At 69.3% G+C, this 26,714-nt stretch carries 24 protein-coding genes and 4 tRNA genes; 20 read left to right on the forward strand and 8 right to left on the reverse strand.

The features are described from left to right. Positions 1 to 128: 128 nt before the first annotated feature. Both htpX and AC07FK_RS29125 read left to right on the forward strand, forming a co-directional pair. Positions 129 to 992, forward strand: a complete 864-nt coding sequence (htpX, locus tag AC07FK_RS29120) for a zinc metalloprotease HtpX (RefSeq protein ID WP_479107939.1) — start codon at positions 129 to 131, stop codon at positions 990 to 992. Continuing rightward, a complete protein-coding gene (locus AC07FK_RS29125; protein WP_479107940.1) occupies positions 989 to 1,381 on the forward strand; it encodes a YccF domain-containing protein in 393 nt (130 codons plus the stop codon). The genes htpX and AC07FK_RS29125 overlap by 4 nt, the downstream gene beginning before the upstream one ends. A 332-nt stretch (positions 1,382 to 1,713) precedes the next feature. Here the strand turns inward: AC07FK_RS29125 and AC07FK_RS29130 are convergent, their stop codons facing one another. The 4 genes from AC07FK_RS29130 to AC07FK_RS29145 all read right to left on the reverse strand — a co-directional run bounded on the left by AC07FK_RS29130 (position 1,714) and on the right by AC07FK_RS29145 (position 4,881). Beyond that, positions 1,714 to 2,955, reverse strand: a complete 1,242-nt coding sequence (locus tag AC07FK_RS29130) for an APC family permease (protein WP_479107941.1) — start codon at positions 2,953 to 2,955, stop codon at positions 1,714 to 1,716. Between the two features lie 30 nt (positions 2,956 to 2,985). Then, positions 2,986 to 3,648 carry an alpha-ketoglutarate-dependent dioxygenase AlkB family protein gene (locus tag AC07FK_RS29135; RefSeq protein ID WP_479107942.1) on the reverse strand — a complete coding sequence of 221 codons (663 nt, stop codon included), beginning with the start codon at positions 3,646 to 3,648 and terminating at the stop codon, positions 2,986 to 2,988. Next, positions 3,645 to 4,202 (reverse strand): methylated-DNA--[protein]-cysteine S-methyltransferase, encoded by a 558-nt coding sequence (locus AC07FK_RS29140; protein WP_479107943.1) that lies wholly within the window; start codon positions 4,200 to 4,202, stop codon positions 3,645 to 3,647. Before AC07FK_RS29140 ends, AC07FK_RS29135 begins: the two co-directional genes overlap by 4 nt. A 190-nt stretch (positions 4,203 to 4,392) precedes the next feature. After that, on the reverse strand, positions 4,393 to 4,881 hold the full coding sequence (locus AC07FK_RS29145; RefSeq protein WP_093799580.1) for a YajQ family cyclic di-GMP-binding protein: 489 nt from the start codon (positions 4,879 to 4,881) through the stop codon (positions 4,393 to 4,395). A 223-nt stretch (positions 4,882 to 5,104) separates the two neighbouring features. On the opposite strand from AC07FK_RS29145, the gene AC07FK_RS29150 reads away from it, so the two are divergent. Continuing rightward, a tRNA-Tyr gene (locus AC07FK_RS29150) sits at positions 5,105 to 5,186 on the forward strand. 83 nt (positions 5,187 to 5,269) lie between these two features. Here the strand turns inward: AC07FK_RS29150 and AC07FK_RS29155 are convergent. Both AC07FK_RS29155 and AC07FK_RS29160 read right to left on the reverse strand, forming a co-directional pair. Then, the gene (locus AC07FK_RS29155; protein ID WP_479107944.1) at positions 5,270 to 5,926 is read right to left on the reverse strand and encodes an SDR family oxidoreductase; all 657 of its coding nucleotides are present in this window, start codon (positions 5,924 to 5,926) and stop codon (positions 5,270 to 5,272) included. A gap of 111 nt (positions 5,927 to 6,037) precedes the next feature. After that, positions 6,038 to 7,297 (reverse strand): amidohydrolase family protein, encoded by a 1,260-nt coding sequence (locus AC07FK_RS29160; RefSeq protein ID WP_479107945.1) that lies wholly within the window; start codon positions 7,295 to 7,297, stop codon positions 6,038 to 6,040. Positions 7,298 to 7,508: 211 nt separating this feature from the next. Between AC07FK_RS29160 and AC07FK_RS29165 the strand changes: the two genes are divergently transcribed. From AC07FK_RS29165 to AC07FK_RS29190, 6 genes are all read left to right on the forward strand, one after another. Further along, positions 7,509 to 7,581 (forward strand) — tRNA-Thr (locus tag AC07FK_RS29165). 48 nt (positions 7,582 to 7,629) lie between these two features. Further along, positions 7,630 to 7,702 (forward strand) — tRNA-Met (locus tag AC07FK_RS29170). Positions 7,703 to 7,790: 88 nt separating this feature from the next. After that, positions 7,791 to 7,955: a 50S ribosomal protein L33 gene (gene rpmG, locus AC07FK_RS29175; protein ID WP_003956487.1), complete on the forward strand. Its 165-nt coding sequence runs from the start codon at positions 7,791 to 7,793 to the stop codon at positions 7,953 to 7,955. Between the two features lie 107 nt (positions 7,956 to 8,062). After that, positions 8,063 to 8,515: an FAS1-like dehydratase domain-containing protein gene (locus tag AC07FK_RS29180; protein WP_479107946.1), complete on the forward strand. Its 453-nt coding sequence runs from the start codon at positions 8,063 to 8,065 to the stop codon at positions 8,513 to 8,515. Continuing rightward, positions 8,515 to 8,943: a MaoC family dehydratase gene (locus tag AC07FK_RS29185; RefSeq protein ID WP_479107947.1), complete on the forward strand. Its 429-nt coding sequence runs from the start codon at positions 8,515 to 8,517 to the stop codon at positions 8,941 to 8,943. The genes AC07FK_RS29180 and AC07FK_RS29185 overlap by 1 nt, the downstream gene beginning before the upstream one ends. Positions 8,944 to 9,073: 130 nt before the next feature. Continuing rightward, the gene (locus AC07FK_RS29190) at positions 9,074 to 10,129 is read left to right on the forward strand and encodes a UDP-N-acetylmuramate dehydrogenase (RefSeq protein ID WP_479107948.1); all 1,056 of its coding nucleotides are present in this window, start codon (positions 9,074 to 9,076) and stop codon (positions 10,127 to 10,129) included. A gap of 335 nt (positions 10,130 to 10,464) precedes the next feature. Here the strand turns inward: AC07FK_RS29190 and AC07FK_RS29195 are convergent, their stop codons facing one another. Together AC07FK_RS29195 and AC07FK_RS29200 are read right to left on the reverse strand one after the other, a co-directional pair. Beyond that, positions 10,465 to 11,484 (reverse strand): adenosine deaminase, encoded by a 1,020-nt coding sequence (locus AC07FK_RS29195; protein ID WP_479107949.1) that lies wholly within the window; start codon positions 11,482 to 11,484, stop codon positions 10,465 to 10,467. 118 nt (positions 11,485 to 11,602) lie between these two features. Beyond that, positions 11,603 to 12,829: a pyridoxal phosphate-dependent aminotransferase gene (locus tag AC07FK_RS29200; protein ID WP_479107950.1), complete on the reverse strand. Its 1,227-nt coding sequence runs from the start codon at positions 12,827 to 12,829 to the stop codon at positions 11,603 to 11,605. Between the two features lie 216 nt (positions 12,830 to 13,045). On the opposite strand from AC07FK_RS29200, the gene AC07FK_RS29205 reads away from it, so the two are divergent. The 11 genes from AC07FK_RS29205 to AC07FK_RS29255 all read left to right on the forward strand — a co-directional run bounded on the left by AC07FK_RS29205 (position 13,046) and on the right by AC07FK_RS29255 (position 26,575). Beyond that, positions 13,046 to 13,118: transfer RNA gene (locus tag AC07FK_RS29205), tRNA-Trp, on the forward strand. Between the two features lie 106 nt (positions 13,119 to 13,224). Beyond that, positions 13,225 to 13,509, forward strand: a complete 285-nt coding sequence (gene secE, locus AC07FK_RS29210) for a preprotein translocase subunit SecE (RefSeq protein ID WP_453403404.1) — start codon at positions 13,225 to 13,227, stop codon at positions 13,507 to 13,509. A gap of 73 nt (positions 13,510 to 13,582) precedes the next feature. Further along, complete coding sequence (gene nusG / locus AC07FK_RS29215) at positions 13,583 to 14,485, forward strand: transcription termination/antitermination protein NusG (RefSeq protein ID WP_479107951.1); 903 nt, start codon at positions 13,583 to 13,585, stop codon at positions 14,483 to 14,485. A gap of 161 nt (positions 14,486 to 14,646) precedes the next feature. Next, positions 14,647 to 15,081 carry a 50S ribosomal protein L11 gene (rplK, locus tag AC07FK_RS29220; RefSeq protein ID WP_028812391.1) on the forward strand — a complete coding sequence of 145 codons (435 nt, stop codon included), beginning with the start codon at positions 14,647 to 14,649 and terminating at the stop codon, positions 15,079 to 15,081. A 101-nt stretch (positions 15,082 to 15,182) separates the two neighbouring features. Beyond that, positions 15,183 to 15,905: a 50S ribosomal protein L1 gene (rplA, locus tag AC07FK_RS29225; RefSeq protein WP_453403402.1), complete on the forward strand. Its 723-nt coding sequence runs from the start codon at positions 15,183 to 15,185 to the stop codon at positions 15,903 to 15,905. A 322-nt stretch (positions 15,906 to 16,227) separates the two neighbouring features. Beyond that, positions 16,228 to 16,758, forward strand: coding sequence for a 50S ribosomal protein L10 (gene rplJ, locus AC07FK_RS29230; RefSeq protein WP_028812389.1), 531 nt, complete (start codon positions 16,228 to 16,230; stop codon positions 16,756 to 16,758). A gap of 110 nt (positions 16,759 to 16,868) precedes the next feature. Then, positions 16,869 to 17,255 carry a 50S ribosomal protein L7/L12 gene (gene rplL, locus AC07FK_RS29235; protein ID WP_479107952.1) on the forward strand — a complete coding sequence of 129 codons (387 nt, stop codon included), beginning with the start codon at positions 16,869 to 16,871 and terminating at the stop codon, positions 17,253 to 17,255. Positions 17,256 to 17,765: 510 nt separating this feature from the next. Beyond that, positions 17,766 to 21,248, forward strand: coding sequence for a DNA-directed RNA polymerase subunit beta (gene rpoB / locus AC07FK_RS29240; protein ID WP_479020101.1), 3,483 nt, complete (start codon positions 17,766 to 17,768; stop codon positions 21,246 to 21,248). Between the two features lie 98 nt (positions 21,249 to 21,346). After that, a complete protein-coding gene (locus AC07FK_RS29245) occupies positions 21,347 to 25,246 on the forward strand; it encodes a DNA-directed RNA polymerase subunit beta' (protein ID WP_479020104.1) in 3,900 nt (1,299 codons plus the stop codon). Positions 25,247 to 25,524: 278 nt separating this feature from the next. After that, complete coding sequence (locus AC07FK_RS29250; protein WP_479107961.1) at positions 25,525 to 25,860, forward strand: hypothetical protein; 336 nt, start codon at positions 25,525 to 25,527, stop codon at positions 25,858 to 25,860. 124 nt (positions 25,861 to 25,984) lie between these two features. Further along, on the forward strand, positions 25,985 to 26,575 hold the full coding sequence (locus tag AC07FK_RS29255; RefSeq protein WP_479107953.1) for a phage tail tube protein: 591 nt from the start codon (positions 25,985 to 25,987) through the stop codon (positions 26,573 to 26,575). Positions 26,576 to 26,714 lie beyond the last annotated feature (139 nt).

The following is a 26,714-nucleotide window of genomic DNA, read 5'->3' on the forward strand; positions in this document are numbered from 1 at the left end:
GACGGCCCCGGTGGCACCAGGGAACTAGCCCTCCTCGCCTGGCGTTGACCAGGAAGGGAGGGTCCACTGGATGTGGAAGCACCCCCACAGCAAGGGGTTCCCCCGCCGCACCATTTGGAGGGCGCACCGTGCACCGCCGGCACAACGGGCTGAGGACCGCCGTACTCCTCGGGGGACTGTCAGCACTCATCATCGTCATCGGCAGCTTCTTCGGCCGGACCGGCCTGATCGTCGCGGTTCTCGTCGCACTCGGCACCAACGCCTACGCGTACTGGAACAGCGACAAGCTCGCCCTGCGGGCCATGCGCGCCCGGCCCGTGAGCGAGTTCGAGGCGCCACAGCTGTACCGGATGGTCCGCGACCTCTCCACCCAGGCCCGCCAGCCGATGCCCCGGCTGTACATCTCGCCCACCCAGGCCCCCAACGCCTTCGCGACCGGCCGCAACCCGCGCAACGCCGCCGTCTGCTGCACCGAGGGCATCCTGCGGCTCCTCGACGAACGTGAACTCAGAGGCGTCATCGGCCATGAACTGAGCCACGTCTACAACCGGGACATCCTGATCTCCTCGGTCGCCGGCGCGCTGGCCTCGGTGATCATGTTCCTGGTGAACTTCGCCTGGCTGATCCCCGTAGGCCGCTCCGACGACGACGACGGCCCCGGCCTCCTGGGCATGCTGCTGATCATGATCCTGGGGCCCCTGGCGGCCGCGGTCATCCAGCTCGCGGTGAGCCGTTCGCGCGAGTACCAGGCGGACGCCTCCGGAGCCCAGCTCACCGGCGACCCGCTCGCCCTGGCGAGCGCCCTGCGCAAACTCGACGCGGGCACGAAACAACTGCCGCTGCCCGCCGAGCCGCGCATCGAGACCGCGAGCCACATGATGATCGCGAACCCGTTCCGTCCCGGACAGGGTGCCGCGAAGCTGTTCTCCACCCACCCGCCCATGGCGGAACGCATCGCCCGACTCGAGCAGATGGCAGGTCACCGCCCATGAAGACAATCCTGAACGTCATATGGCTGGTTCTGAGCGGCTTCTGGCTCTTCCTCGGCTACCTCCTGGCCGGCGTACTCCTCTGCGTCACCATCATCGGCATCCCCTTCGGCCTGGCGGCGTTCCGCATCGGCGTCTACGCCCTCTGGCCCTTCGGCTACACCACGACGGAACGCCACGACGCGGGATCCCCCTCCGTCATCGGCAACGTCCTGTGGCTGGTCCTCGCGGGCTGGTGGCTGGCGCTGAGCCACATCGTCACGGGCATCGCGCTGTGCGTCACGATCATCGGGATCCCCTTCGGCATCGCCAACTTCAAGCTGATCCCCGTCTCCCTGCTCCCCCTGGGCCGCGAAATCGTGCGCACGGACGAACCCTTCGCCACCCGCTGAGCCCCACCCCCACCACTGCACCAGTCCCACAGAACACGCCCCGGAAACGGAACGGCTTCGCCCCGCACAACTCCCGGGCCACTCCTCCCCGGTGCCCGGAGCGGCGCCGGCCCTCCCGCGCGGCCGACACCCCACGCGGGCACGGCTCCGCCAACTCCCGGGCCACTCCTCCCCGGTGCCGGGAGGGGGCGCTCCGAGGCGCTCCCCGCAGGGTGTCGAACGCAACGGGCCCGTACGAACCGCAGCCCGACCCGAAGGTTCGGCACGCGAGGAGACGCCCCGGAGCGGCGCCGACCCCCGCAGCCCGCGCCACCGCACGCGGCCCCCGCCCGTCACCGCCCCCGCGGAGCCCCCGCCCCGAACCGCCGTCGAACCCAGTACGCCGCAGCCCCCAGCGCCAGCACCCCCGCCCCCGCCACCACCGAAGTCACCGGCAGCGCGAACGCCAGCCCCACGCACCCCGCAAGCCCCACGGCGGCCAGAACCCGCCCCCGCCCCCCGAGCGTCCAGGCGGACGCGTTCGCCACCGCGTAGTAGGCCAGTACGCCGAACGACGAGAAGCCGATCGCCCCCCGCACATCACCCACCGCGGCCACCACGGCGACCACCGCCCCCACGGCCAACTCGGCCCGGTGCGGCACCCGGAACCGCGGATGCACGGCGGCCAGCGCCCCCGGCAGGTGCCCGTCCCGCGCCATCGCCAGCGTCGTACGGGACACCCCGAGGATCAGCGCGAGCAACGACCCGAGCGCGGCCACAGCGGCTCCGACCCGCACGACGGGCGCCAGCCCGCCGGCCCCCGCCGCCCGCACCGCGTCCGCCAGCGGGGCGGCGGAGGCGGCGAGTTCCCCGGCGCCCAGCACCGAGAGCACCGCCACCGCGACGCACGCGTACACCACCAGCGCGATCCCCAGGGCCAGGGGAACGGCGCGCGGGATCGTACGCTCCGGATCGCGCACCTCCTCGCCCAGCGTCGCGATCCGCGCGTACCCGGCGAACGCGAAGAAGAGCAGCCCCGCCGCCTGGAGCACCCCGCCGGGCGACCCGCCGGACCCGGCCCCGACCGACGGGCCGCTCGCCCCGAGGCACACCACCGCCACGGCGGCCAGCACCGCCAGCACCACCCCCACGATCGCCCGCGTCAGCCAGGCGGACTTCTGCACTCCCGCGTAGTTCACGGCCGTCAGCAGGACCACCGCACCGACGGCGACCGCGTGCGCCTGCCCCGGCCAGACGTACGCCCCGACGGTCAGGGCCATCGCGGCGCACGAGGCGGTCTTGCCCACCACGAAGCCCCAGCCGGCCAGGTACCCCCAGAAGGGCCCGAGCCGCTCCCGCCCGTACACGTACGTACCACCGGACGCCGGATAGAGCGCCGCGAGCCGCGCGGAGGCCATCGCGTTGCAGTACGCCACCACGGCGGCCACAGCGAGCCCCGCCAGCAGCAGCGTCCCGGAACCGGCCGCCCGCGCGGCCGGTGCGAGCGCCACGAAGATTCCGGCCCCGACCATCGCTCCGAGCCCGATCACCACCGCGTCGAAGACGCCCAGCGTGCGGCGCAGTTCCCGAGTCATGCGCCGCACCCTACTGAGCCCCGCGCGCCCCTACCCGAGCCCGGTCTCCCGCAACGTGACGTTGAGCCGCCCGCCCGGCATCCCGCACGCCGGATCCCCCGTCCCCGCCCGCACCTTCGGCACCCCGTGGTACGCGAACCGCGAAGGTCCCCCGAAGACGAACAGGTCGCCCGAAACGAGCTCGACGTCGCTGTACGGCCGTCCGCGCCCCTCCGTGTTGCCGAACCGGAAGACGCACGTGTCACCGATGCTCAGCGACACCACAGGAGCCCCGGACCGCTCGTCCTTGTCCTGGTGCATGCCCATCTTCGCGTCGCCGTCGTAGAAGTTGACCAGGGCGGTGTCCGGGGCGTACGCCGCCGGACGCCACGGATCGTCGTCCCCGTACGCGTCCTCCACCGCCCGCCGCCCCAGCCGCGCCAGCCACTCGGGGAACTCCGCGACCCGCGCCCCGTTCACGTCGTCCGCCGTGCGCGTGTAGCGGTACGGCTGCCAGTGCCACCCCACGCACACCGTCCGCACGGACATCACCCCGCCGTTGGGCAGCCCCGTATGACGGATCGGCACCGGACCCCGCGCCCACTCCCGGCACGCCGCGACCAGCTCCCGCTGCTCGTCCGGCGACAGCCAGCCGGGCACATGGACCGCCCCCGGCGCGATCCGGGCCCGCTCCCGGGGGAACAGGCCGCTCACGCCGGCGCCCCGCCGCCTCCGGCCGCCGCGCGCGCCCCGGAAGCCGTGGCCGCTGCCTCGAGCTCCAGCAGCACCCGCTTGCGCTCCAGCCCGCCCGCGTACCCCGTCAGCGAGCCGTCCGCCCCGATCACCCGGTGGCACGGCCGCACCACGAGCAGCGGATTGCGCCCGATCGCCGTCCCCAGCGCCCGCACCCCGGCCCGCGAGACCCCGATCCGCTCGGCGAGCCTCCCGTACGACGTCGTGGTGCCGTACGGAACGGTCTCCAGCGCGTCCCACACGCGCCGCTGGAACTCCGTACCGGCGCCGGCCGCGTACTCCACCTCGAACCGCGTCAGCTCCCCGCCGAAGTACGCCCGTACCTGCCGCGCGATCTCCTTGAAGGCCCCCGGGGCCCGGCGCCACCCGTCCGGTACGTCGCCGAGGGCGACCCCGCCCTTCTGCCCGGGCACGGACAGCGAGGCCAGCGCCGTACCGCCGGCGGCCGTCGCGGACTCCTCGCCGACCAGCAGCAGCTCACCGAGCGGGCTGTCCACGGTCGCGTACAGCGTCATGGCTTCCTTCCCTTCCCGTTCCGTCGCGGTTCCCCGGGTCTTTCGAGCCCCTGCGCGGCGCGTCCCGTCACCACGAGTCTGCGCCCCCGCGCCCGCCCCCGCTGGCGGGATCCGGACATCACGACGGGGGTGGAGCCGGCCGAGCCGCCTCCACCCCCGTCGTGACGCGCACCACCGCCGCGGCGACCGGTCAGCGGTAGTTCACGAACTGCAGCGCGAAGTCGAAGTCCTTGCCCTTGAGCAGCGCCTGCACGGCCTGGAGGTCGTCGCGGCTCTTCGAGCTGACCCGCAGCTCGTCACCCTGGACCTGAGCCTTGACGCCCTTGGGACCCTCGTCGCGGATGATCTTCGCCACCTTCTTGGCGTTGTCCTGGGAGATGCCCTCCTCGATGGACGCGAAGATCTTGTACTCCTTGCCGGACAGCTGCGGCTCGCCGGCGTCCAGCACCTTGAGCGAGATCCCGCGCTTGACCAGCTTGGTCTCGAAGACGTCGAGGATCGCCTTGACCCGCTCCTCGGAGCTGGCCTGCATCAGGATCTTCTCGCCGGACCAATCGATCGAGGCGCCGACGTTCTTGAAGTCGTAGCGCTGCGAGATCTCCTTCGCGGCCTGGTTGAGGGCGTTGTCGACCTCCTGCCGCTCGACCTTCGAGACGATGTCGAAACTGGAGTCGGCCATGTCCTGTGGCTCCTTGTGCTCGGGGGACGGGGTACCGGTATGGAGTGCCGCACGGGGCGGGCGCGCGGCCGGGCGTCCCGGGCCGCTGCCGTAAAGCCTAGCCACCCGCACCCGCCCGGAGGGCTGATCAATCCGGTGGCGGAGCACCCCTGGGGATCAGGTATCGTTTACGTCGTTGCCACGGAACAACCGCCCAGGCGGAAGAACCGGAGCGACATCCCATGGCGGTGTGCCCGAGTGGCCAATGGGAGCGGACTGTAAATCCGCCGGCTTAGCCTTCCCAGGTTCGAATCCTGGCGCCGCCACAGGTAGGGAAACCCCCTCCGGACTGCTGAGAAGCAGACCGGAGGGGGTTCTCTCGTTCCCGCGCCCCTCGGGGCGGGGCGTTTCAGTTCCCGGCGACGTCCTTCACGGCGACCGTGACCGGGACCGACCCGCTGATCAGCTCCAGCGTCAGTCCCGCGGTCGACGGCGTCTCCAGCAGCTCGGCCAGGACGGCCGCCACGTCGTCGCGCGGCACCGGCCCCCGGCCCGTCGAGACCCCGAGCGAGACGAGCCCCGTGCCGGCGTCGTTCGTCAGGCCGCCCGGCCGCAGCACCGTCCAGTCCAGGCCGGCCCGCGCCCGTACGTCCGCGTCGGCCGCCCCCTTGGCGCGCAGGTACGCGTCGAACACCTCGTCGCCCGCCCGGTTCTCGTCGGCGCCCATCGACGACACGACGAGGTAGCGGCGTACGCCCGCCCGCTCCGCCGCGTCGGCGAAGAGCACGGCCGCTCCACGGTCCACCGTGTCCTTGCGTTCCACACCGCTGCCGGGCCCCGCGCCCGCCGCGAAGACGACGGCGTCGGCGCCCCGCAGTACGTCGGCGACCTGCTCGACGGTGGCCGACTCCAGGTCCAGCACGACCGGTTCGGCGCCCACCGCCCGCAAATCCTCGCTCTGCTTCACATCGCGGACGACACCCGCGACCTCGTACCCGCGCGCGGCGAGCAACCGCTCCAGCCGCATCGCGATCTGTCCATGTCCACCTGCGATGACAATGCGCATGCTCCGACCGTACGCGCCGCGGCGCGCAGGTGCTCAGGACCGGGCCGCAGGGGCGCCCGCCGCCACCGCCGCACGGACGCCCGGCGGAACGCCGCACGGCCTGACGCTGCCTCAGCCCCGGCCCTGCCGCGGCAGATCGAGCGCGACGGCGGCCGCCGAGTCGCAGTACTCACGGACCGCGCTGGTACGGGCCACGACACGCCCGCGGTGGATGACGACGCGGCTGTACGCCAGGGACAGCACGCCCGAGATCCGGTCCCCGCGCACGGCGACCAGCTCGGCCGGGAACCCGGCCTCCACCCGCACCTCGGGCAGCCCCATCGCCTCCCGCGCCGCCGCGCTCACCGCCCCGTACGCGTCGGCGGCCCGCATCCCGCCCTGCGAGGCCAGCAGGTAGGCGGCCTCCAGCGGATCGCCCCGCCCGACCGGATTGGCCACGTCCCGCAGTGCGCCGCTGCCCGCCGCGACCCGCACCCCGGCGGCCCGCAGCAGCCGTACGGGGGCCGGGCCGCCACCACGCCGCTCCACCCCGGAGCAGTCGCCCTGCGGCAGGCACACCACCGTCACCCCGGCGGCGGCCAGTTGTCCGGCCGCGCGCGTCGCGGCCTCCAGGGGAAGCCGGGACAGCCCCGCGCACGGTCCGATGGTGACCCCGGGACGCAGTCCGCCGGCCATCGCGGCGAGCCGCGCGAGCCGCGCCGGATCGTCACCCTCCGTATGGAGGTCCACGGGGCAGCCGTGCTCGGCGGCGATCTCCAGGACCGCCTCCGTGTACCCGGCGGGGTCGGGGTCGAGATCCGGACAGCCGCCCACCACGCCGGCGCCCATCTTCACGGCGTCCCGCAGCATGGCGAGGCCGTCCGCGCCCGCCAGCCCGGTCAGCAGCCGCGGCACGGCCACGGCGGTCAGGTCGGCGAGCCCCCGCAGCGAACGCCGGGCCTGGAGCACCGCCTCCATGGACCGGATCCCCTGCACGTCCCCGATCCGCACGTGCGAGCGCACCGCCGTCGCCCCGTGCCCGAGCTGCAGCAGAACCGCCTCGGTGGTGCGGCGCTGGACGTCCTCGGCGCTGTACGACACGGGCCCGCCGGCGTCGGCGGTGAGAGCGGTGTCGCTGTGGGCGTGCGGCTCTGCCGGGGCCGGGAGCAGGAGATGGCCGCCGAGGTCCACGCGCGCGCCCACCGCGGGCAGGCTGCCCGCCGTTCCGACGGCCTCGATGCGGCCGCCGCTGAGCCGTACGTCCACGGTGCGGCCGTCGGTGAGACGGGCCGCGCACAGCAGGAGCGTGCTGCTGTCGGTGCCGGGCAAGCCGTCACTGTTCCCAGGTGTGCCGCCGGACGAACGGGGCGGCTGCGGCTGGCTGTCGGACATCGGGCTCCTGGTGGGGCTCTGGCGTGCAAGATCAAGATCACGCAGCGTGAGTCGAGCCTAGGGGGCCGCAAACCAGCCTTCGAGGAGGAGCGAAATAGTCGTACCGGTGTGGGGCACGAGTGGCGTACGAGACCGCTGCGGTGGGCACGCGCGGGGTAAGGGAAACGGATTTGGGCGATCGGCACGCGAGCGTGTAATGTCTTCATCGCTCGCCCCAATAGCTCAGTCGGTAGAGCGTCTCCATGGTAAGGAGAAGGTCTACGGTTCGATTCCGTATTGGGGCTCTGGTGATCGGGGATCCCCGCCTTCGGGCGGGGTGATCCGGCCATCAAAGCGGTGTAGCTCAGTCGGTAGAGCAAGCGGCTCATAATCGCTGTGTCACCGGTTCAAGTCCGGTCACCGCTACACACGGTAGCCGATTGTGGGGTCGGTCCTTCGATCGGCTACTCTTTTATGCGTTCATCCGTCAACCGTCCGTCCAAGGAGCACTCACGTGGCTGCCACCGACGTCCGCCCGAAGATCACGCTGGCCTGCGTGGAGTGCAAGGAGCGGAACTACATCACCAAGAAGAACCGGCGTAACAACCCGGACCGTCTTGAGATGAAGAAGCACTGCCCGCGCTGCAACTCGCACACCGCGCACCGCGAAACCCGCTAAACACAGGCTCGTACGCGAGGCCGTCCCCACTTCGGGGGCGGCCTCGCGTCGTTTGATATCAGTCATTCGTCCGGCATCAGACATCAGGCATCAGGAGGTACGAGTCCATGGCGCTCGACCAGTCCTTCGTGGGGCGGGCCTATCCGCCCACCGCACCGTACGAGGTCGGCCGGGAGAAGATCCGCGAGTTCGCCGAGGCGGTGGGCGACGCCAATCCCGCGTACACCGATCCGGAAGCAGCCAAGGCACTCGGTCACTCCGATGTGATCGCACCGCCCACCTTCGTCTTCGCCATCACCTTCGCGGCGGCGGGGCAGGTCGTCCAGGACCCCGGGCTGGGTCTCGACTACAGCCGCGTGGTGCACGGCGACCAGAAGTTCGCGTACAAGCGCCCGGTGCGCGCGGGGGACCGGCTGTCGGTCACCTCGACCATAGAGGCGGTCAAGTCGATGGCCGGCAACGACATCCTGGACATCCGCGGTGACGTCCACGACGAGTCCGGCGAGCATGTCGTGACGGCGTGGACGAAGCTCGTCGCGCGCGCGGCCCAGGAGGCGTGATGGCGGCGAAGATCTCTTACGCGGACGTCGAGGTCGGCACCGAACTGCCGGCGCAGACCTTCCCCGTGACGCGCGACACGCTCGTGCGGTACGCGGGCGCCTCGGGCGACTTCAATCCGATCCACTGGAACGAGAAGTTCGCGATCGAGGTCGGGCTGCCGGACGTGATCGCGCACGGCATGTTCACCATGGCCGAGGCGATCCGTGTGGTCACCGACTGGGTCGGCGACCCGGCCGCCGTCGTCGAGTACGGCGTGCGCTTCACGAAGCCCGTCGTCGTGCCGAACGACGGCAAGGGCGCGGTGATCGAGGTCGCGGCCAAGGTCGCCGCACTGCTGGACGACAACCGGGTCCGGGTGGACCTGACGGCGACGAGCGCCGGACAGAAGGTGCTGGGCATGTCCCGCGCCGTGGTCCAGCTCGCCTGACGTCACGGCTCGCGGTAAGGGGCACCCCGCAAGCGCGTGCCCCTTACCGGCGCCTGACACGCGGGGCCCCCGGGCGGCCGCCGACGCGGGGTGCCCGGGGGTGTCCGAGGCGCCCCGTACGCTTGTCCCCGTGCAGGAACTCCACGACGCCCCCCTCGCCCCCCTGACCACCTTCCGGCTCGGTGGCCCCGCGACCCGCCTCGTCACGGCCACCACCGACGACGAGGTGATCGCCGCCGTCCGCGATGCCGACGCGACCGGCACGCCGCTGCTCGTCATCGGCGGCGGGAGCAACCTGGTCATCGGCGACAAGGGCTTCGACGGCACCGCCCTGCGCATCGCGACCACCGGCTTCCGCCTCGACGGCACGTCGCTGGAGCTGGCCGCCGGGGAGGTCTGGACCGACGCCGTGGCCCGCACGGTCGAGGCGGGCCTCGCGGGCATCGAGTGCCTCGCCGGGATCCCCGGCTCGGCCGGCGCGACGCCCATCCAGAACGTCGGGGCGTACGGCCAGGAGGTGTCCAGCGTCATCACCGAGGTCGTCGCCTACGACCGCCGGGCGGGCGAGACGGTCACCGTCCCCGCCGCCGAGTGCGACTTCGCGTACCGCCACAGCCGCTTCAAGCAGCACCCGGACCGCTTCGTCGTCCTGCGCGTCCGCTTCGCCCTGGAGGACGCGGACGGCATGTCGGCGCCCATCAAGTACCCGGAGACCGCGCGGACCCTCGGCGTGGAGGCCGGCGACCGGGTGCCGGCCGCCGTCGCCCGAGAGACGGTCCTGAAGCTGCGCGCGGGCAAGGGCATGGTCCTTGACCCGGAGGACCACGACACGTGGTCGGCGGGCTCCTTCTTCACCAACCCGATCCTGACCGACGAGCAGTACGCCGCCTTCCTCGCCCGCGCCCGCGAGCGGCTCGGCGCCGCGGTGACGCCCCCGGCGTTCCCGGCCGGCGACGGCAAGACGAAGACCTCGGCGGCCTGGCTCATCGACAGGGCCGGCTTCACCAAGGGGTACGGGACGGGCCCGGCCCGCATCTCCACCAAGCACACGCTGGCCCTCACCAACCGGGGCGAGGCCACGACGGAAGACTTGCTGGCGCTGGCGCGCGAGGTGGTCGCCGGAGTCCGTGACGCCTTCGGCATCACCCTGGTGAACGAACCGGTGACAGTAGGCGTAACCCTCTGACCACCCCCGGCACCGGGACAGGACGCAACCGGCCGACGCCACCGCCCGCCCCGGCCCCGTGAACGGATGTGACAGGGCCGAGGCCGACGCCTGCCCCGGCCGCCCTCCCGACGCCGTGAGGGGACGTGCCGGGGCGCTCCCCGCAGGGTGTCGAACGCAACCACCTCGAACAACCGCAGTGCCCGCACGTGCGGAACCCGAGGAGACGCCCCGGCGCGGCACCGCCCCCGAAGCCGCGGGCCACCCGGGCCAGCCAGGGCCCCCGCGCCCGCAGCCGCAGCCCCGCGCCACCCCACCCGGCAAGAGGCCACGCGTCCCCGCTCAGCGGCTCCCGCTCAGCCCTCCAGCCAGTGGTCGATCCCCGCCAGCAGCTTCGCCTGCACGTCCGACGGCGCGGCCGACCCCCGCACCGACTGCCGCGCCAACTCCGCCAGCTCGGCGTCGGTGAACCCGTGATGCCGCCGAGCCAGTTCGTACTGCGCAGCCAGCCGGGACCCGAACAGCAAGGGGTCGTCCGCGCCGAGCGCCATCGGCACGCCCGCGTCGTACAGCGTCCGCAGCGGCACGTCCTCCGGCTTCTCGTACACGCCCAGCGCCACGTTCGAGGCCGGGCACACCTCGCAGGTCACACCCTTTTCGGCCAGTTTCCGCAGCAGCCGCGGATCCTCGGCCGCCCGCACGCCGTGCCCGATCCGCGACGCGCTCAGATCGTCCAGGCAGTCCCGTACGGACGCGGGCCCGGTCAGCTCCCCGCCGTGCGGCGCGGCGAGCAGTCCGCCCTCCCGCGCGATGGCGAAGGCGCGGTCGAAGTCCCTGGCCATGCCCCGGCGCTCGTCGTTGGAGAGCCCGAAGCCGACGATCCCCCGGTCCGCGTACCGCACCGCGAGGCGCGCCAGCGTCCGGGCGTCCAGCGGGTGCTTCATCCGGTTCGCCGCGACCAGCACCCGCATCCCGAGACCGGTCTCCCGCGACGCGCCGTCCACCGCGTCGAGGATGATCTCCAGGGCCGGAATCAGGCCACCCAGCATCGGCGCGTACGACGTCGGATCGACCTGGATCTCCAGCCACCCGGAGCCGTCCCGCACGTCCTCCTCGGCCGCCTCGCGCACCAGCCGCTGAATGTCCTCGGGCTCCCGCAGGCACGACCGTGCGGCGTCGTACAGCCGCTGGAAGCGGAACCAGCCGCGCTCGTCCGTCGCCCGCAGCTTCGGCGGCTCCCCGCTGGTCAGCGCCTCCGGCAGGTGTACGCCGTACTTGTCGGCCAGCTCCAGCAGCGTGCCGGGCCGCATCGACCCGGTGAAATGCAGATGCAGGTGGGCCTTCGGCAGCAGTCGGACATCGCGCGCACTCAACATCCCAAGATCCTGCCGCACGCGCGGGCCGCCCGGAAGCGTCTTTGCCCGAACGGGTAACGCCCGAACGCAGAAACGGGCCCCCGGCGGCAGCCGGGGGCCCGTTCCATCGAGCGGGAACTCAGTCGCGAGCCTCGGCCAGCAGCTTCTGGATGCGCGACACGCCCTCGGCGAGGTCCTCGTCACCCAGCGCGTACGAAAGCCGCAGGTAACCCGGGGTGCCGAAGGCCTCGCCCGGAACGACCGCCACCTCGACCTCGTCCAGGATCAGCGCGGCCAGCTCCACCGAGCTCTGCGGGCGCTTGCCGCGGATCTCCTTGCCGAGCAGCCCCTTCACGGACGGGTACGCGTAGAACGCGCCCTCCGGCTCCGGGCAGAAGACGCCGTCGATCTCGTTGAGCATCCGCACCATCGTCTGGCGGCGGCGGTCGAAGGCGGACCGCATCACGGCTACCGCGTCGAGGTTGCCGGAGACGGCGGCCAGCGCCGCGATCTGAGCGACGTTCGACACGTTGGACGTGGCGTGCGACTGGAGGTTGGTCGCGGCCTTGATGACGTCCTTCGGGCCGATGATCCACCCGACCCGCCAGCCGGTCATCGCGTACGTCTTCGCCACGCCGTTGACGACGATGCACTTGTCGCGCAGCTCCGGCAGGACCGCCGGGAGGGAGACGGCGGACGCGTCGCCGTAGACCAGGTGCTCGTAGATCTCGTCGGTCAGCACCCACAGCCCGTGCTCGGCGGCCCAGCGGCCGATCGCCTCGGTCTCGGCCTCGGTGTAGACGGCGCCGGTCGGGTTGGACGGGGAGACGAAGAGGACGACCTTCGTCTTCTCCGTACGGGCCGCCTCCAGCTGCTCGACGGAGACCCGGTAGCCGGTGGTCTCGTCGGCCACGACGTCGACCGGGACACCGCCGGCGAGACGGATCGACTCGGGGTACGTCGTCCAGTACGGCGCCGGGACGATGACCTCGTCGCCCGGGTCCAGGATCGTGGCGAACGCCTCGTAGATCGCCTGCTTGCCGCCGTTGGTGACCAGCACCTGCGAGGCGTCCACCTCGTAACCGGAGTCACGCAGCGTCTTCGTGGCGATCGCGGCCTTCAGCTCGGGGAGCCCGCCGGCCGGCGTGTAGCGGTGGTACTTCGGGTTGCGGCAGGCCTCGATCGCGGCCTCGACGATGTAATCGGGCGTCGGGAAGTCGGGCTCGCCCGCGCCGAAGCCGATGACCGGGCGGCCGGCGGCCTTCAGGGCCTTGGCCTTGGCGTCCACGGCGAGGGTGGCGGACTCGGAGATAGCGCCGATTCGGGCGGAGACCCGGCGCTCGGAGGGAGGAGTTGCAGCGCTCATACGGCCCATCGTCCCAGACCGCAATCCCGCTCGGCACACAGTCCCGCAGGGCGGACACCGGGGCGACACCGGGCCGACAGGAGGCGCTCGGGGCGGTATCTGTTCGACGCCGGGCCTGTGACCACGTACACTCACTCGTCGTTGGCCCCTCAGCAGCCACTCCACCGTGCGCACTCGGTGCACTCGGGCGGATGCGGTAGGTTGGGGGAACCACAAAGGGTCGTAGCTCAATTGGTAGAGCACTGGTCTCCAAAACCAGCGGTTGGGGGTTCAAGTCCCTCCGGCCCTGCTACACACGTCTTCGCCAGGATGTGTGCGCATGTACGTACTTCTATGCACTGCCGTGCGGCTCCACCGGGCGCGGCACGGCCACGACCCGGAATCAGGTGAGTAGCGTGACGGACGCCGTGGGCTCCATCGACATGCCTGATGCCCAGGACGAGACGTCGGAGTCCAAGAAGTCCCGAAAGGGCGGCAAGCGCGGCAAGAAGGGCCCTCTGGGCCGTCTCGCGCTCTTCTACCGCCAGATCGTCGCAGAGCTGCGCAAGGTCGTCTGGCCCACCCGCAGCCAGCTGACGACCTACACCACCGTGGTGATTGTCTTCGTCGTCATCATGATCGGCATTGTGACCGTGATCGACATGGGCTTCGCCCGAGCCGTCAAGTACGTTTTCGGCTGATCCCGCGTAGGGCGCCCCACCCGGCGCCCCTTTCGCCGTTCCACCCATATGTATCCAGGAAGAAGCAGCCACCGTGTCTGACCCGAACCTGAACGACGCCGTTGAGCCGAGCGAAAGCCCGGAGTCCGCTGAGGACCAGCTCGACATCGTCGAGGCGGCCGACGAGGACCAGGCGGAAGCTGCTGACGTCGCTGCGGGCGAGCCGGCGGAGGAGTCCGCCGTGCACGTCGAGGCCGACGAGACCGACCTGGACGAGGACGCCGAGGCCGACGGCGAAGCAGCCGACGCCGCCGAGGCCGAGGCCGTCGAGAGCGACGAGTCCGGCGAGGAAGAGGCCGAAGAGGCTCCCGCCGAGCCCGTCGACCCGATCGCCGCACTCCGCGAGGAGCTCCGCACCCTGCCGGGCGAGTGGTACGTCATCCACACGTACGCCGGGTACGAGAAGCGCGTGAAGGCGAACCTGGAGCAGCGCGCGGTGTCGCTGAACGTCGAGGAGTTCATCTACCAGGCGGAAGTGCCCGAGGAAGAGATCGTCCAGATCAAGAACGGCGAGCGCAAGAACGTCCGCCAGAACAAGCTTCCCGGCTACGTCCTGGTCCGCATGGACCTCACCAACGAGTCCTGGGGCGTTGTCCGCAACACCCCCGGCGTCACCGGCTTCGTCGGCAACGCCTACGACCCGTACCCGCTGACCCTGGACGAGATCGTCAAGATGCTCGCCCCGGAGGCCGAGGAGAAGGCCGCCCGCGAGGCCGCCGAGGCCGAGGGCAAGCCGGCACCCAGCCGCAAGATGGAGGTCCAGGTTCTGGACTTCGAGGTGGGCGACTCGGTCACCGTCACCGACGGCCCCTTCGCGACCCTCCAGGCGACGATCAACGAGATCAACGCCGACTCCAAGAAGGTCAAGGGCCTCGTCGAGATCTTCGGTCGCGAGACCCCGGTCGAGCTCAGCTTCGACCAGATCCAGAAGAACTGATCTTCTCTGGACCCCCGCTTCCGACCAGGTCAGACAGGCTCTCGCAGCCGGTCTGACCTGCTCGGTTTTTAGCCGCACAGCTATACCCGTTATCGTTGTGCGGTATGCCTCCGTCCGGTGATCGGATGGCAGGAAACTCTCACTAGGACCCGGAGAGAGCAATGCCTCCCAAGAAGAAGAAGGTCACGGGGCTCATCAAGCTCCAGATCAACGCCGGCGCGGCCAACCCGGCTCCGCCGGTCGGCCCCGCGCTGGGCCAGCACGGCGTCAACATCATGGAGTTCTGCAAGGCCTACAACGCCGCGACCGAGTCGCAGCGTGGCATGGTCGTGCCGGTGGAGATCACGGTCTACGAGGACCGCTCCTTCACCTTCGTGACGAAGACCCCGCCGGCCGCCAAGCTGATCCTCAAGGCCGCTGGTGTCGACAAGGGATCGGGCGAGCCCCACAAGACCAAGGTCGCGAAGCTCACCGCCGCTCAGGTGCGTGAGATCTCGACGGTCAAGCTCCCCGACCTGAACGCCAACGACCTCGAGGCCGCGGACAAGATCATCGCCGGTACCGCCCGTTCCATGGGCATCACCGTCGAGGGCTGAAACCCCCGTAGCACCTCAGTGGTAGGACCAAGCGCTGGTCCGCACCACGACTCCACCTCTCACGCGGCGCGAGCCGCGTGTGCAACTGCTCAGGAGCAGAAGTGAAGCGCAGCAAGAACTTCCGCAGCGCGGACGCGAAGATCGACCGGGAGCGTCTGTACGCCCCGCTCGAGGCCGTCCGTCTCGCCAAGGACACCTCCACCACGAAGTTCGACGGCACCGTCGAGGTCGCCATGCGTCTGGGCGTCGACCCGCGCAAGGCCGACCAGATGGTCCGCGGCACCGTGAACCTGCCGCACGGCACCGGCAAGACCGCCCGGGTCCTGGTCTTCGCGACCGGTGACCGTGCTGCGGCCGCGGAGGCCGCCGGCGCCGACATCGTCGGCTCCGACGAGCTCATCGACGAGGTCGCGAAGGGCCGTCTGGACTTCGACGCCGTCGTCGCCACCCCGGACCTCATGGGCAAGGTCGGCCGCCTCGGCCGCGTGCTCGGTCCCCGTGGTCTGATGCCGAACCCGAAGACCGGAACGGTCACCCCGGACGTGGCGAAGGCTGTCACGGACATCAAGGGCGGCAAGATCGAGTTCCGCGTCGACAAGCACTCGAACCTGCACTTCATCATCGGCAAGGTCTCCTTCGACGACACGAAGCTGGTCGAGAACTACGCCGCGGCGCTGGAGGAGATCCTCCGTCTCAAGCCGTCCGCCGCGAAGGGCCGCTACATCAAGAAGGCCGCCCTCACCACGACGATGGGCCCCAGCATCCCGCTGGACCAGAACCGCACCCGTAACCTCCTCGTCGAGGAGGACCCGGCAGCTGTCTGACCGGGACGGGCCTGACGGCTCACTGCACGGCTCTTTCGGGCCCCGTGCCTCCTCCGGGAGGCGCGGGGCCCGATTTGCTTCTGGCTGAACCCTTCGCGTAGTCTTCCCCGGAAGCCAAAGACCGCTGGTCGTTGCTGTGTCTTCGCAAGAAGGTGCGGTGGCCGAAGGATCCGCTAGGTGCGGACGACCTGCGCAGGTGTCGTGGAAAAGCTCCCGGAATTCGTTCCGGTCGAGCCCAGCCCCGTGCGCCTGCGCCGGGGCGTTTCGTTTTTCCCAGCCCCTTCTGAGCGGTCCTCATCACCCGGAAGGAGGCCGACGCTCTATGGCAAGGCCCGACAAGGCTGCCGCGGTAGCCGAGCTCGCGGACCAGTTCCGCAGCTCGAACGCCGCCGTGCTGACCGAGTACCGGGGTCTCACCGTGACGCAGCTCAAGACGCTGCGTCGTTCGCTCGGTGAGAACGCCCAGTACGCCGTGGTGAAGAACACGCTGACCAAGATCGCGGCCAACGAGGCCGGGATCAACACGCTGGACGACCTGTTCGCAGGCCCGACGGCGGTTGCCTTCATCACCGGTGACCCGGTGGAGTCGGCGAAGGGTCTTCGTGACTTCGCCAAGGAGAACCCGAACCTGATCATCAAGGGCGGTGTCCTTGATGGCAAGGCGCTGTCCGCCGATGAGATCAAGAAGCTTGCGGACCTCGAGTCCCGCGAGGTTCTGCTCGCCAAGCTGGCGGGCGCCATGAAGGGCAAGCAGTCGCAGACTGCCTCGCTGTTCAAGGCGCTTCCCTCGAAGTTCGTCCGCACCGCGGAGGCGCTTCGTGCCAAGCAGGCCGAGCAGGGCGGTGCCGAGTAATTCGGCTCGCTTTCTGATCGACGCCGCCTAGGCGCCGGTCGCAGCGGGCCGGAAGTACGCCCGCCTCACATGTACATCGGCACCAGCCGAATTAGTGGAAGGACGCCATCATGGCGAAGCTCACCCAGGACGACCTGCTCGCGCAGTTCGAGGAGATGACCCTCATCGAGCTCTCTGAGTTCGTGAAGGCCTTCGAGGAGAAGTTCGACGTCACCGCCGCTGCCGCGGTTGCCGCCGCCCCCGCCGGCGGTGCCGCCGGTGGCGCCGCCGAGGCCGTCGAGGAGCAGGACGAGTTCGACGTCATCCTCACCGGTGCCGGCGACAAGAAGATCCAGGTCATCAAGGTCGTGCGCGAGCTGACCTCGCTGGGTCTGAAGGAGGCCAAGGACCTCGTCGACGGCGCTCCGAAGCCGGTCCTCGAGAAGGTCGCCAAGGAGGCCGCTGAGAAGGCCGCCGAGTCCCTCAAGGCCGCCGGCGCGGCTGTCGAGGTCAAGTGACCTCGTTGAGTCTCTGACTCAGCTGCTCACGTCCTCAGGGCGATCACCCGTTCGGGTGGTCGCCCTGAGGCGTTCCCGGGACGCCTTCCTTGCTCTTGGCGCCGGGGCGAGTATCGTGATCTTCGCCGTACGCCCGGGGGAGCCCGGGAGCCCGAGGGCCTTGACGAACCGCACGAGGCGCGCAATTCTCAGGACGCGTCGTCATACCGATCCGGATCCGAGGCATGGATCGACGACGTAGAGGGCAGTACTGATATGCGCATCGCGCGCATGGCTTTCCGCAGGAGTTGAGTACAGCGAGGGTGTCAAACAACCCGCTCTGGACATCAGTGAGCCAAGTGGCTACACTGACCCTTTGCGCTGCCTGTTAGCTGCCTCCTGCCCGTCACCAGGGGCATACCCTCGCTCGAGCATCTGATGGCCGACTTCCCCGACCAGGGAATTCTGCCGCTGTGCCAGCTTGGGACCGGTACGCGCGTAGTGAGTCCGAGCCCTCGGAAGGACCCCCTCTTGGCCGCCTCGCGCAACGCCTCGACCTCCAATACGAACAACGGCGCCAGCACCGCCCCGCTGCGCATCTCCTTTGCAAAGATCAAGGAGCCCCTCGAGGTTCCTAACCTCCTTGCGCTGCAGACCGAGAGCTTTGACTGGCTGCTCGGCAATGCCGCTTGGAAGGGTCGCGTCGAGGCCGCTCTCGAGAGCGGACAGGACGTCCCCACCAAGTCTGGTCTGGAAGAGATCTTCGAGGAGATCTCGCCGATCGAGGACTTCTCCGGGTCGATGTCGCTGACGTTCCGCGACCACCGGTTCGAGCCGCCGAAGAACTCGATCGACGAGTGCAAGGAGCGCGACTTCACGTTCGCGGCTCCCCTTTTCGTCACCGCAGAGTTCACCAACAACGAGACCGGCGAGATCAAGTCCCAGACGGTCTTCATGGGCGACTTCCCGCTCATGACCAACAAGGGCACCTTCGTCATCAACGGCACCGAGCGTGTCGTGGTGTCGCAGCTGGTCCGCTCGCCGGGTGTCTACTTCGACTCCTCCATCGACAAGACGTCCGACAAGGACATCTTCTCGGCCAAGATCATCCCGTCCCGGGGTGCCTGGCTGGAGATGGAGATCGACAAGCGCGACATGGTCGGTGTCCGCATCGACCGCAAGCGCAAGCAGTCCGTGACCGTTCTCCTCAAGGCTCTCGGTTGGACCACCGAGCAGATCCTCGAAGAGTTCGGCGAGTACGAGTCCATGCGCGCCACCCTGGAGAAGGACCACACCCAGGGCCAGGACGACGCGCTGCTCGACATCTACCGCAAGCTCCGCCCGGGCGAGCCGCCCACGCGTGAGGCCGCTCAGACGCTGCTCGAGAACCTCTACTTCAACCCGAAGCGCTACGACCTCGCGAAGGTCGGCCGCTACAAGGTGAACAAGAAGCTCGGCGCCGACGAGCCGCTGAACGCGGGTGTCCTCACCAGCAAGGACATCATCGCCACCATCAAGTACCTGGTCCGGCTGCACGCCGGCGAGGTCGAGACGGTCGGCGAGTCGGGCCGGAGCATCGTCGTCGAGACCGACGACATCGACCACTTCGGCAACCGTCGTCTGCGCAACGTCGGCGAGCTCATCCAGAACCAGGTCCGCACGGGTCTGGCTCGTATGGAGCGCGTCGTCCGCGAGCGGATGACGACTCAGGACGTCGAGGCGATCACGCCGCAGACCCTGATCAACATCCGGCCGGTCGTCGCCTCCATCAAGGAGTTCTTCGGCACCAGCCAGCTGTCGCAGTTCATGGACCAGAACAACCCGCTGTCGGGTCTCACCCACAAGCGCCGCCTGTCGGCTCTTGGCCCGGGTGGTCTCTCCCGTGAGCGGGCCGGCTTCGAGGTCCGTGACGTGCACCCGTCTCACTACGGCCGCATGTGCCCCATTGAGACTCCCGAAGGCCCGAACATCGGTCTGATCGGTTCGCTCGCGTCGTACGGCCGCGTCAACGCGTTCGGCTTCGTCGAGACGCCGTACCGCCGCGTCACCGAAGGTGTGGTCACCGACGAGGTCGACTACCTGACGGCCGACGAGGAAGACCGCTTCGTGATCGCCCAGGCGAACGCGACGCTGGGTGAGGACATGCGCTTCACCGAGTCGCGCGTGCTGGTCCGCCGTCGTGGCGGCGAGATCGACTACATCCCGGGCGACGACGTCGACTACATGGACGTCTCGCCGCGCCAGATGGTGTCGGTCGCGACCGCGATGATCCCGTTCCTCGAGCACGACGACGCCAACCGCGCGCTCATGGGCGCGAACATGATGCGTCAGGCCGTGCCGCTGATCACGTCCGAGGCGCCGCTCGTCGGCACCGGCATGGAGTACCGCTGCGCGGTCGACGCCGGTGACGTCATCAAGGCGGAGAAGGACGGTGTGGTCCAGGAGGTCTCCGCGGACTACGTCACCGTCGCCAACGACGACGGTACGTACACCACGTACCGGATCGCCAAGTTCTCCCGCTCCAACCAGGGCACCTCGGTCAACCAGAAGGTTGTCGTGGACGAGGGCGCCCGGGTCGTCGAGGGCCAGGTCCTCGCCGACGGGCCGGCCACCCAGCAGGGTGAGATGGCGCTCGGCAAGAACCTGCTCGTGGCGTTCATGCCGTGGGAGGGCCACAACTACGAAGACGCGATCATCCTCAGCCAGCGTCTGGTGCAGGACGACGTCCTCTCCTCGATCCACATCGAGGAGCACGAGGTCGACGCCCGTGACACCAAGCTCGGCCCCGAGGAGATCACCCGGGACATCCCGAACGTCTCCGAGGAGGTCCTCGCGGACCTCGACGAGCGCGGCATCATCCGTATCGGTGCCGAGGTCGTCGCCGGTGACATCCTCGTCGGCAAGGTCACGCCCAAGGGTGAGACCGAGCTGACGCCGGAGGAGCGCCTGCTCCGCGCGATCTTCGGTGAGAAGGCGCGCGAGGTGCGCGACACCTCGCTGAAGGTGCCGCACGGCGAGGTCGGCAAGATCATCGGCGTCCGCGTCTTCGACCGCGAAGAGGGCGACGAGCTGCCGCCGGGCGTGAACCAGTTGGTGCGCGTCTACGTCGCGCAGAAGCGCAAGATCACCGATGGTGACAAGCTCGCCGGCCGTCACGGCAACAAGGGCGTCATCTCGAAGATCCTGCCGATCGAGGACATGCCGTTCCTTGAGGACGGCACCCCGGTCGACATCATCCTCAACCCGCTGGGTGTCCCGTCCCGAATGAACCCGGGACAGGTCCTCGAGATCCACCTCGGCTGGCTCGCCAGCCAGGGCTGGAAGGTCGAGGGCAGCGAGGAGTGGATGGAGCGGCTCAAGGTCATCGGCGCCGACGAGGTCGCCCCTGGCACCAACGTCGCCACCCCGGTCTTCGACGGTGCGCGCGAGGACGAGATCTCCGGTCTCTTCGAGTCCACGATCCCGAACCGCGACGGCAACCGGATGGTCCAGCCGTCCGGCAAGGCCAACCTGTTCGACGGCCGCTCGGGTGAGCCGTTCCCGGACCCGATCTCGGTCGGGTACATGTACATCCTCAAGCTCCACCACCTGGTCGACGACAAGCTCCACGCGCGTTCGACCGGTCCGTACTCGATGATCACCCAGCAGCCGCTGGGTGGTAAGGCCCAGTTCGGTGGCCAGCGATTCGGTGAGATGGAGGTGTGGGCGCTCGAGGCTTACGGCGCCGCATACGCCCTCCAGGAACTGCTGACCATCAAGTCCGACGACGTCACCGGCCGCGTGAAGGTCTACGAGGCCATCGTCAAGGGCGAGAACATTCCTGAGCCCGGCATCCCCGAGTCCTTCAAGGTGCTCATCAAGGAGATGCAGTCCCTGTGCCTCAACGTGGAGGTGCTGTCCTCGGACGGCATGTCCATCGAGATGCGCGACACCGACGAGGACGTCTTCCGCGCTGCGGAAGAGCTCGGTATCGACCTGTCCCGGCGCGAGCCGAGCAGCGTCGAAGAGGTCTGACGGGTTGGCCGGCCGCTGCTTCACCGCAGCGGCCGGCTCTCCCCGGACCCGTTCAGACCATGATTGACTCTCGACCCCGAAAGAGGGATTGACGACAAGTGCTCGACGTCAACTTCTTCGACGAGCTGCGGATCGGCCTCGCCACCGCGGACGACATCCGGACCTGGTCGCACGGCGAAGTGAAGAAGCCGGAGACCATCAACTACCGCACGCTCAAGCCCGAGAAGGACGGACTCTTCTGCGAGAAGATCTTCGGCCCGACCCGGGACTGGGAGTGCTACTGCGGTAAGTACAAGCGTGTCCGCTTCAAGGGCATCATCTGCGAGCGCTGCGGCGTCGAGGTCACTCGCGCCAAGGTGCGTCGTGAGCGGATGGGCCACATTGAGCTGGCCGCACCCGTCACCCACATCTGGTACTTCAAGGGCGTCCCGTCGCGCCTGGGCTACCTGCTGGACCTCGCGCCGAAGGACCTCGAGAAGGTCATCTACTTCGCCGCGTACATGATCACGTTCGTGGACGAGGAGCGCCGCACGCGCGACCTGCCGTCGCTGGAGGCGCACGTCTCCGTGGAGCGCCAGCAGGTCGAGAACCGCCGCGACGCCGACCTCGAGGCCCGCGCCAAGAAGCTCGAGACCGACCTGGCCGAGCTCGAGGCCGAGGGCGCCAAGGCCGACGTGCGCCGCAAGGTGCGCGAAGGCGCCGAGCGCGAGATGAAGCAGCTGCGCGACCGTGCGCAGCGCGAGATCGACCGTCTCGACGAGGTGTGGAGCCGCTTCAAGAACCTCAAGGTCCAGGACCTCGAGGGCGACGAGCTGCTCTACCGCGAGCTGCGCGACCGCTTCGGTACGTACTTCGACGGCTCGATGGGCGCCGCTGCTCTGCAGAAGCGCCTGGAGTCGTTCGATCTCGAGGAGGAGGCCGAGAGGCTTCGCGAGATCATCCGTACCGGCAAGGGCCAGAAGAAGACCCGTGCGCTCAAGCGCCTCAAGGTCGTCTCGGCGTTCCTGCAGACCAGCAACAGCCCCAAGGGCATGGTGCTCGACTGCGTGCCGGTCATCCCGCCGGACCTGCGTCCGATGGTGCAGCTGGACGGTGGCCGCTTCGCGACCTCCGACCTGAACGACCTGTACCGCCGCGTGATCAACCGCAACAACCGCCTCAAGCGCCTCCTCGACCTCGGTGCCCCCGAGATCATCGTGAACAACGAGAAGCGCATGCTTCAGGAGGCCGTGGACGCGCTCTTCGACAACGGCCGTCGTGGTCGCCCGGTCACGGGCCCCGGCAACCGTCCGCTGAAGTCGCTGTCCGACATGCTCAAGGGCAAGCAGGGTCGCTTCCGTCAGAACCTTCTCGGCAAGCGTGTGGACTACTCCGCGCGTTCCGTGATCGTCGTCGGTCCGCAGCTCAAGCTGCACCAGTGCGGTCTGCCGAAGGCCATGGCGCTGGAGCTCTTCAAGCCGTTCGTGATGAAGCGCCTGGTCGACCTGAACCACGCGCAGAACATCAAGTCGGCGAAGCGCATGGTCGAGCGCGGTCGCACGGTCGTGTACGACGTGCTCGAAGAGGTCATCGCCGAGCACCCGGTTCTGCTGAACCGTGCGCCGACGCTGCACCGCCTCGGCATCCAGGCCTTCGAGCCGCAGCTGGTCGAGGGCAAGGCCATCCAGATCCACCCGCTCGTCTGCACCGCGTTCAACGCGGACTTCGACGGTGACCAGATGGCCGTGCACCTGCCGCTCTCCGCGGAGGCGCAGGCCGAGGCCCGCATCCTGATGCTGTCCTCGAACAACATCCTGAAGCCGGCCGACGGTCGTCCCGTCACCATGCCGACCCAGGACATGGTTCTCGGTCTCTTCTTCCTCACGACCGACGAGGAAGAGCGCAAGGTCATCGGTGAGGGCCGCAGCTTCGGCTCGACCGCCGAGGCGACCATGGCGTTCGACAACCGTGAGCTGTCGCTCCAGGCCAAGGTCGACATCCGCTTCCCGGTGGGCACCATCCCGCCGCGTGGCTGGGTGCCGCCGGTCGCCGAGGAGGGCGAGCAGGAGTTCCAGCAGGGTGACAGCTTCCGGCTGCGCACCACGCTGGGCCGCGCGCTCTTCAACGAGCTGCTGCCCGAGGACTACCCGTTCGTCGACTACTCGGTGGGCAAGAAGCAGCTCTCCGAGATCGTCAACGACCTGGCGGAGCGCTACCCCAAGGTCATCGTGGCGGCGACGCTCGACAACCTGAAGGCGGCCGGCTTCCACTGGGCGACCCGTTCGGGCGTCACCGTGGCCATCTCCGACGTCGTCGTGCCCGAGGCCAAGAAGGCCATCGTCAAGGGCTACGAGGCGCAGGACGAGAAGGTCCAGAAGCAGTACGAGCGCGGTCTCATCACCAAGGAAGAGCGCACTCAGGAACTCATCGCGATCTGGACCAAGGCGACCAACGAGGTCGCCGAGGCGATGAACGCGAACTTCCCCAAGACGAACCCCATCTTCATGATGGTTGACTCGGGCGCCCGAGGAAACATGATGCAGATGCGTCAGATCGCCGGTATGCGTGGTCTGGTGTCGAACGCCAAGAACGAGACGATTCCGCGTCCCATCAAGGCGTCGTTCCGTGAGGGTCTGTCCGTGCTGGAGTACTTCATCTCCACCCACGGTGCCCGTAAGGGTCTGGCCGACACCGCCCTGCGTACCGCCGACTCGGGTTACCTGACCCGTCGTCTCGTGGACGTCTCGCAGGACGTGATCATCCGCGAGGAGGACTGCGGCACCGACCGCGGCCTCAAGCTGAAGATCGCGGAGAAGGGCGCCGACGGCATCCTCCGCAAGACGGACGACGTCGAGACGAGCGTGTACGCACGCATGCTCGCCGAGGACGTCGTCATCGACGGCAAGGTCATCGCGCCGGCCAACGTCGACCTCGGTGACGTGCTCATCGACCAGCTGGTCATGCACGGCGTCGAGGAGGTCAAGACCCGCTCGGTCCTGACCTGCGAGTCCGCGGTCGGCACCTGTGCCTTCTGCTACGGCCGCTCGCTGGCCACCGGCAAGCTGGTCGACATCGGTGAGGCGGTCGGCATCATCGCCGCCCAGTCCATCGGTGAGCCGGGCACGCAGCTGACGATGCGTACCTTCCACACCGGTGGTGTGGCCGGTGACGACATCACCCAGGGTCTGCCCCGTGTCGTCGAGCTCTTCGAGGCTCGTACGCCCAAGGGTGTCGCCCCGATCTCGGAGGCGGCCGGCCGCATCCGTATCGAGGAGACCGAGAAGACCAAGAAGATCGTCGTCACCCCGGACGACGGCAGCGACGAGACGGCGTTCCCGATCTCGAAGCGTGCCCGTCTGCTCGTGGGCGAGGGCGACCACGTCGAGGTGGGCCAGAAGCTCACCGTGGGTGCCACCAACCCGCACGACGTGCTGCGGATCCTCGGTCAGCGCGCGGTCCAGGTCCACCTGGTCGGCGAAGTCCAGAAGGTCTACAACAGCCAGGGTGTGTCGATCCACGACAAGCACATCGAGATCATCATCCGGCAGATGCTCCGCCGCGTGACGATCATCGAGTCGGGCGACGCCGAGCTGCTTCCGGGCGAGCTCGTCGAGCGCGGCCGCTTCGAGGGCGAGAACCGTCGTGTGGTCACGGAAGGCGGCCACCCGGCCTCCGGCCGTCCGCAGCTGATGGGTATCACCAAGGCCTCGCTGGCGACCGAGTCGTGGCTGTCGGCGGCGTCCTTCCAGGAGACGACCCGGGTTCTGACGGACGCGGCGATCAACGCCAAGTCCGACTCCCTGATCGGCCTCAAGGAGAACGTCATCATCGGTAAGCTCATCCCGGCCGGTACGGGTCTGTCCCGTTACCGCAACATCCGGGTGGAGCCCACCGAGGAGGCCAAGGCCGCGATGTACTCGGCCGTCGGCTACGACGACATCGACTACTCGCCGTTCGGCACAGGCTCCGGCCAGGCCGTCCCGCTGGAGGACTACGACTACGGTCCGTACAACCAGTAAGGCGTAGGTTCGAACGAAGGGCGGTCACCCCGTGGGTGGCCGCCCTTCGGCGTTCCCGGGGGCGGTCTCGTACAAGCGGTTTCCGTACTGAGTTGCGAAGTCGGCGCCCATGGATCACAGTTGGGGCAGCGGCAGAGCTGCGTCCGGTACCCGGGCGGCGGATCTGCCGCTTTGTGTTTTCCGCAGCACAGGCCCCCGAAGGGAGTGTCCATGTGAGTCCCCTCGCCTTCCCGGACGCGGAACGGCTCGTCGTCGATCACCTGAAGAACCGGCCGGAAATGGCCGGGACGGTGGTCGACAACCGTCCCCCGGCCGGCTTCGACGGCACGCAGAAGGCCGTCCTCGTCTCCCGCGTCGGCGGCGCGTGGGTGGACGATCTCCACCTCGACCAGCCGCTGATCGACCTGGAGGTGTACGGGCCGGACAAGACGGCGGCGCACACCGTGGCGCTGGCCGCGCGCGCCGCCGTACTCACCCTGTCCGGCACCGCCTACGGCGGGGCCGCGGTCACCGACGTCGCCGAGGCGGACGGGCCGCGCTGGCTGCCCGACTACAACCGGCCCGCCGGCAACCGTTACCTCTCCACCGTCCGGATCTCCGTCCGGCCCGCTTGACCCGTACGTCCCCGCGCTTGACCCGTACGTCCCCCAGGCCCCGCCACCGGCGGGGCCTTCGTCATTTCCGAACACCGGCGCGCCGGCATCCGCCGCCGCGCCACCCCTTCATGGAGGAGCAGACATGGCAGGCAACAACGGCAGCCAGATCCGCGTCGCCGGCACCGGCCGGATCCTGGTCGCGAAGGCCGGGACGACCGGCCCGGCCGCGCCGGCCCACACCGGCGACGAGTGGGCGAGCGGCTGGACGGAGCTGGGCTACACCACCACCGACGGCATCAAGTTCAACAAGAAGGACAAGATCGACCCGGTCGACACCTGGCAGTCGGTAAGCCCGGCCCGGTTCATCTACTCGGACCGCGATCTGACGGTGAAGTTCCAGCTGCTCCAGCTGAACAAGGACACCCTGTCGTTCTTCATGGGCGGCGACGCGGTGACCCCGGTGACCGCCACCGGCGTCACCGACACGTACCAGTACAAGCTGGCCGCCGAGCCGAAGCAGGACGAGCGCCAGCTCGGCATCGAGTTCAAGGACGGCGCGGACGTCACGTACCGCTTCATCGTCCCGCGCGGTCAGGTCACCGAGACCGAGGAGATCTCGCTGACCCGCACCGGGGCGCTGAAGCTGGGCGTCACCTTCACGGCGCTGGCCTCGGAGGGCAGCTCGACGCTGGCCACGTGGATCATGAAGGACAAGTCGTTCGCCGCGGTTTAAGAACCTGACCGCGGGGGGGGGGGGGGGGGGGGGGGGGGGGGGGGGACCACCCACCCCCCCCCCCCCCCCCCCCCCTTCCCCCCCCCCCCCCAGAAAGAGACCAAAGAGGAAATCCCACGCCACCAACACACAACCCACA

The sequence above is a fragment of the Streptomyces sp. NPDC046122 genome (assembly GCF_056429965.1).

Excerpts from the sequence above, each read along its gene's own strand:
- AC07FK_RS29130 (WP_479107941.1), bottom strand. The coding sequence starts at position 2,955 with ATGACTCGGGAACTGCGCCGCACGCTGGGCGTCTTCGACGCGGTGGTG.
- AC07FK_RS29195 (WP_479107949.1), bottom strand. The coding sequence starts at position 11,484 with ATGTTGAGTGCGCGCGATGTCCGACTGCTGCCGAAGGCCCACCTGCAT.
- rplK (WP_028812391.1), top strand. The coding sequence starts at position 14,647 with ATGCCTCCCAAGAAGAAGAAGGTCACGGGGCTCATCAAGCTCCAGATC.
- rplL (WP_479107952.1), top strand. The coding sequence starts at position 16,869 with ATGGCGAAGCTCACCCAGGACGACCTGCTCGCGCAGTTCGAGGAGATG.
- AC07FK_RS29250 (WP_479107961.1), top strand. The coding sequence starts at position 25,525 with ATGGCCGGGACGGTGGTCGACAACCGTCCCCCGGCCGGCTTCGACGGC.
- AC07FK_RS29145 (WP_093799580.1), bottom strand. The coding sequence starts at position 4,881 with ATGGCCGACTCCAGTTTCGACATCGTCTCGAAGGTCGAGCGGCAGGAG.
- AC07FK_RS29155 (WP_479107944.1), bottom strand. The coding sequence starts at position 5,926 with ATGCGCATTGTCATCGCAGGTGGACATGGACAGATCGCGATGCGGCTG.
- AC07FK_RS29125 (WP_479107940.1), top strand. The coding sequence starts at position 989 with ATGAAGACAATCCTGAACGTCATATGGCTGGTTCTGAGCGGCTTCTGG.
- AC07FK_RS29180 (WP_479107946.1), top strand. The coding sequence starts at position 8,063 with ATGGCGCTCGACCAGTCCTTCGTGGGGCGGGCCTATCCGCCCACCGCA.
- AC07FK_RS29140 (WP_479107943.1), bottom strand. The coding sequence starts at position 4,202 with ATGACGCTGTACGCGACCGTGGACAGCCCGCTCGGTGAGCTGCTGCTG.
- AC07FK_RS29185 (WP_479107947.1), top strand. The coding sequence starts at position 8,515 with ATGGCGGCGAAGATCTCTTACGCGGACGTCGAGGTCGGCACCGAACTG.
- AC07FK_RS29200 (WP_479107950.1), bottom strand. The coding sequence starts at position 12,829 with ATGAGCGCTGCAACTCCTCCCTCCGAGCGCCGGGTCTCCGCCCGAATC.
- rplJ (WP_028812389.1), top strand. The coding sequence starts at position 16,228 with ATGGCAAGGCCCGACAAGGCTGCCGCGGTAGCCGAGCTCGCGGACCAG.
- AC07FK_RS29160 (WP_479107945.1), bottom strand. The coding sequence starts at position 7,297 with ATGTCCGACAGCCAGCCGCAGCCGCCCCGTTCGTCCGGCGGCACACCT.
- AC07FK_RS29255 (WP_479107953.1), top strand. The coding sequence starts at position 25,985 with ATGGCAGGCAACAACGGCAGCCAGATCCGCGTCGCCGGCACCGGCCGG.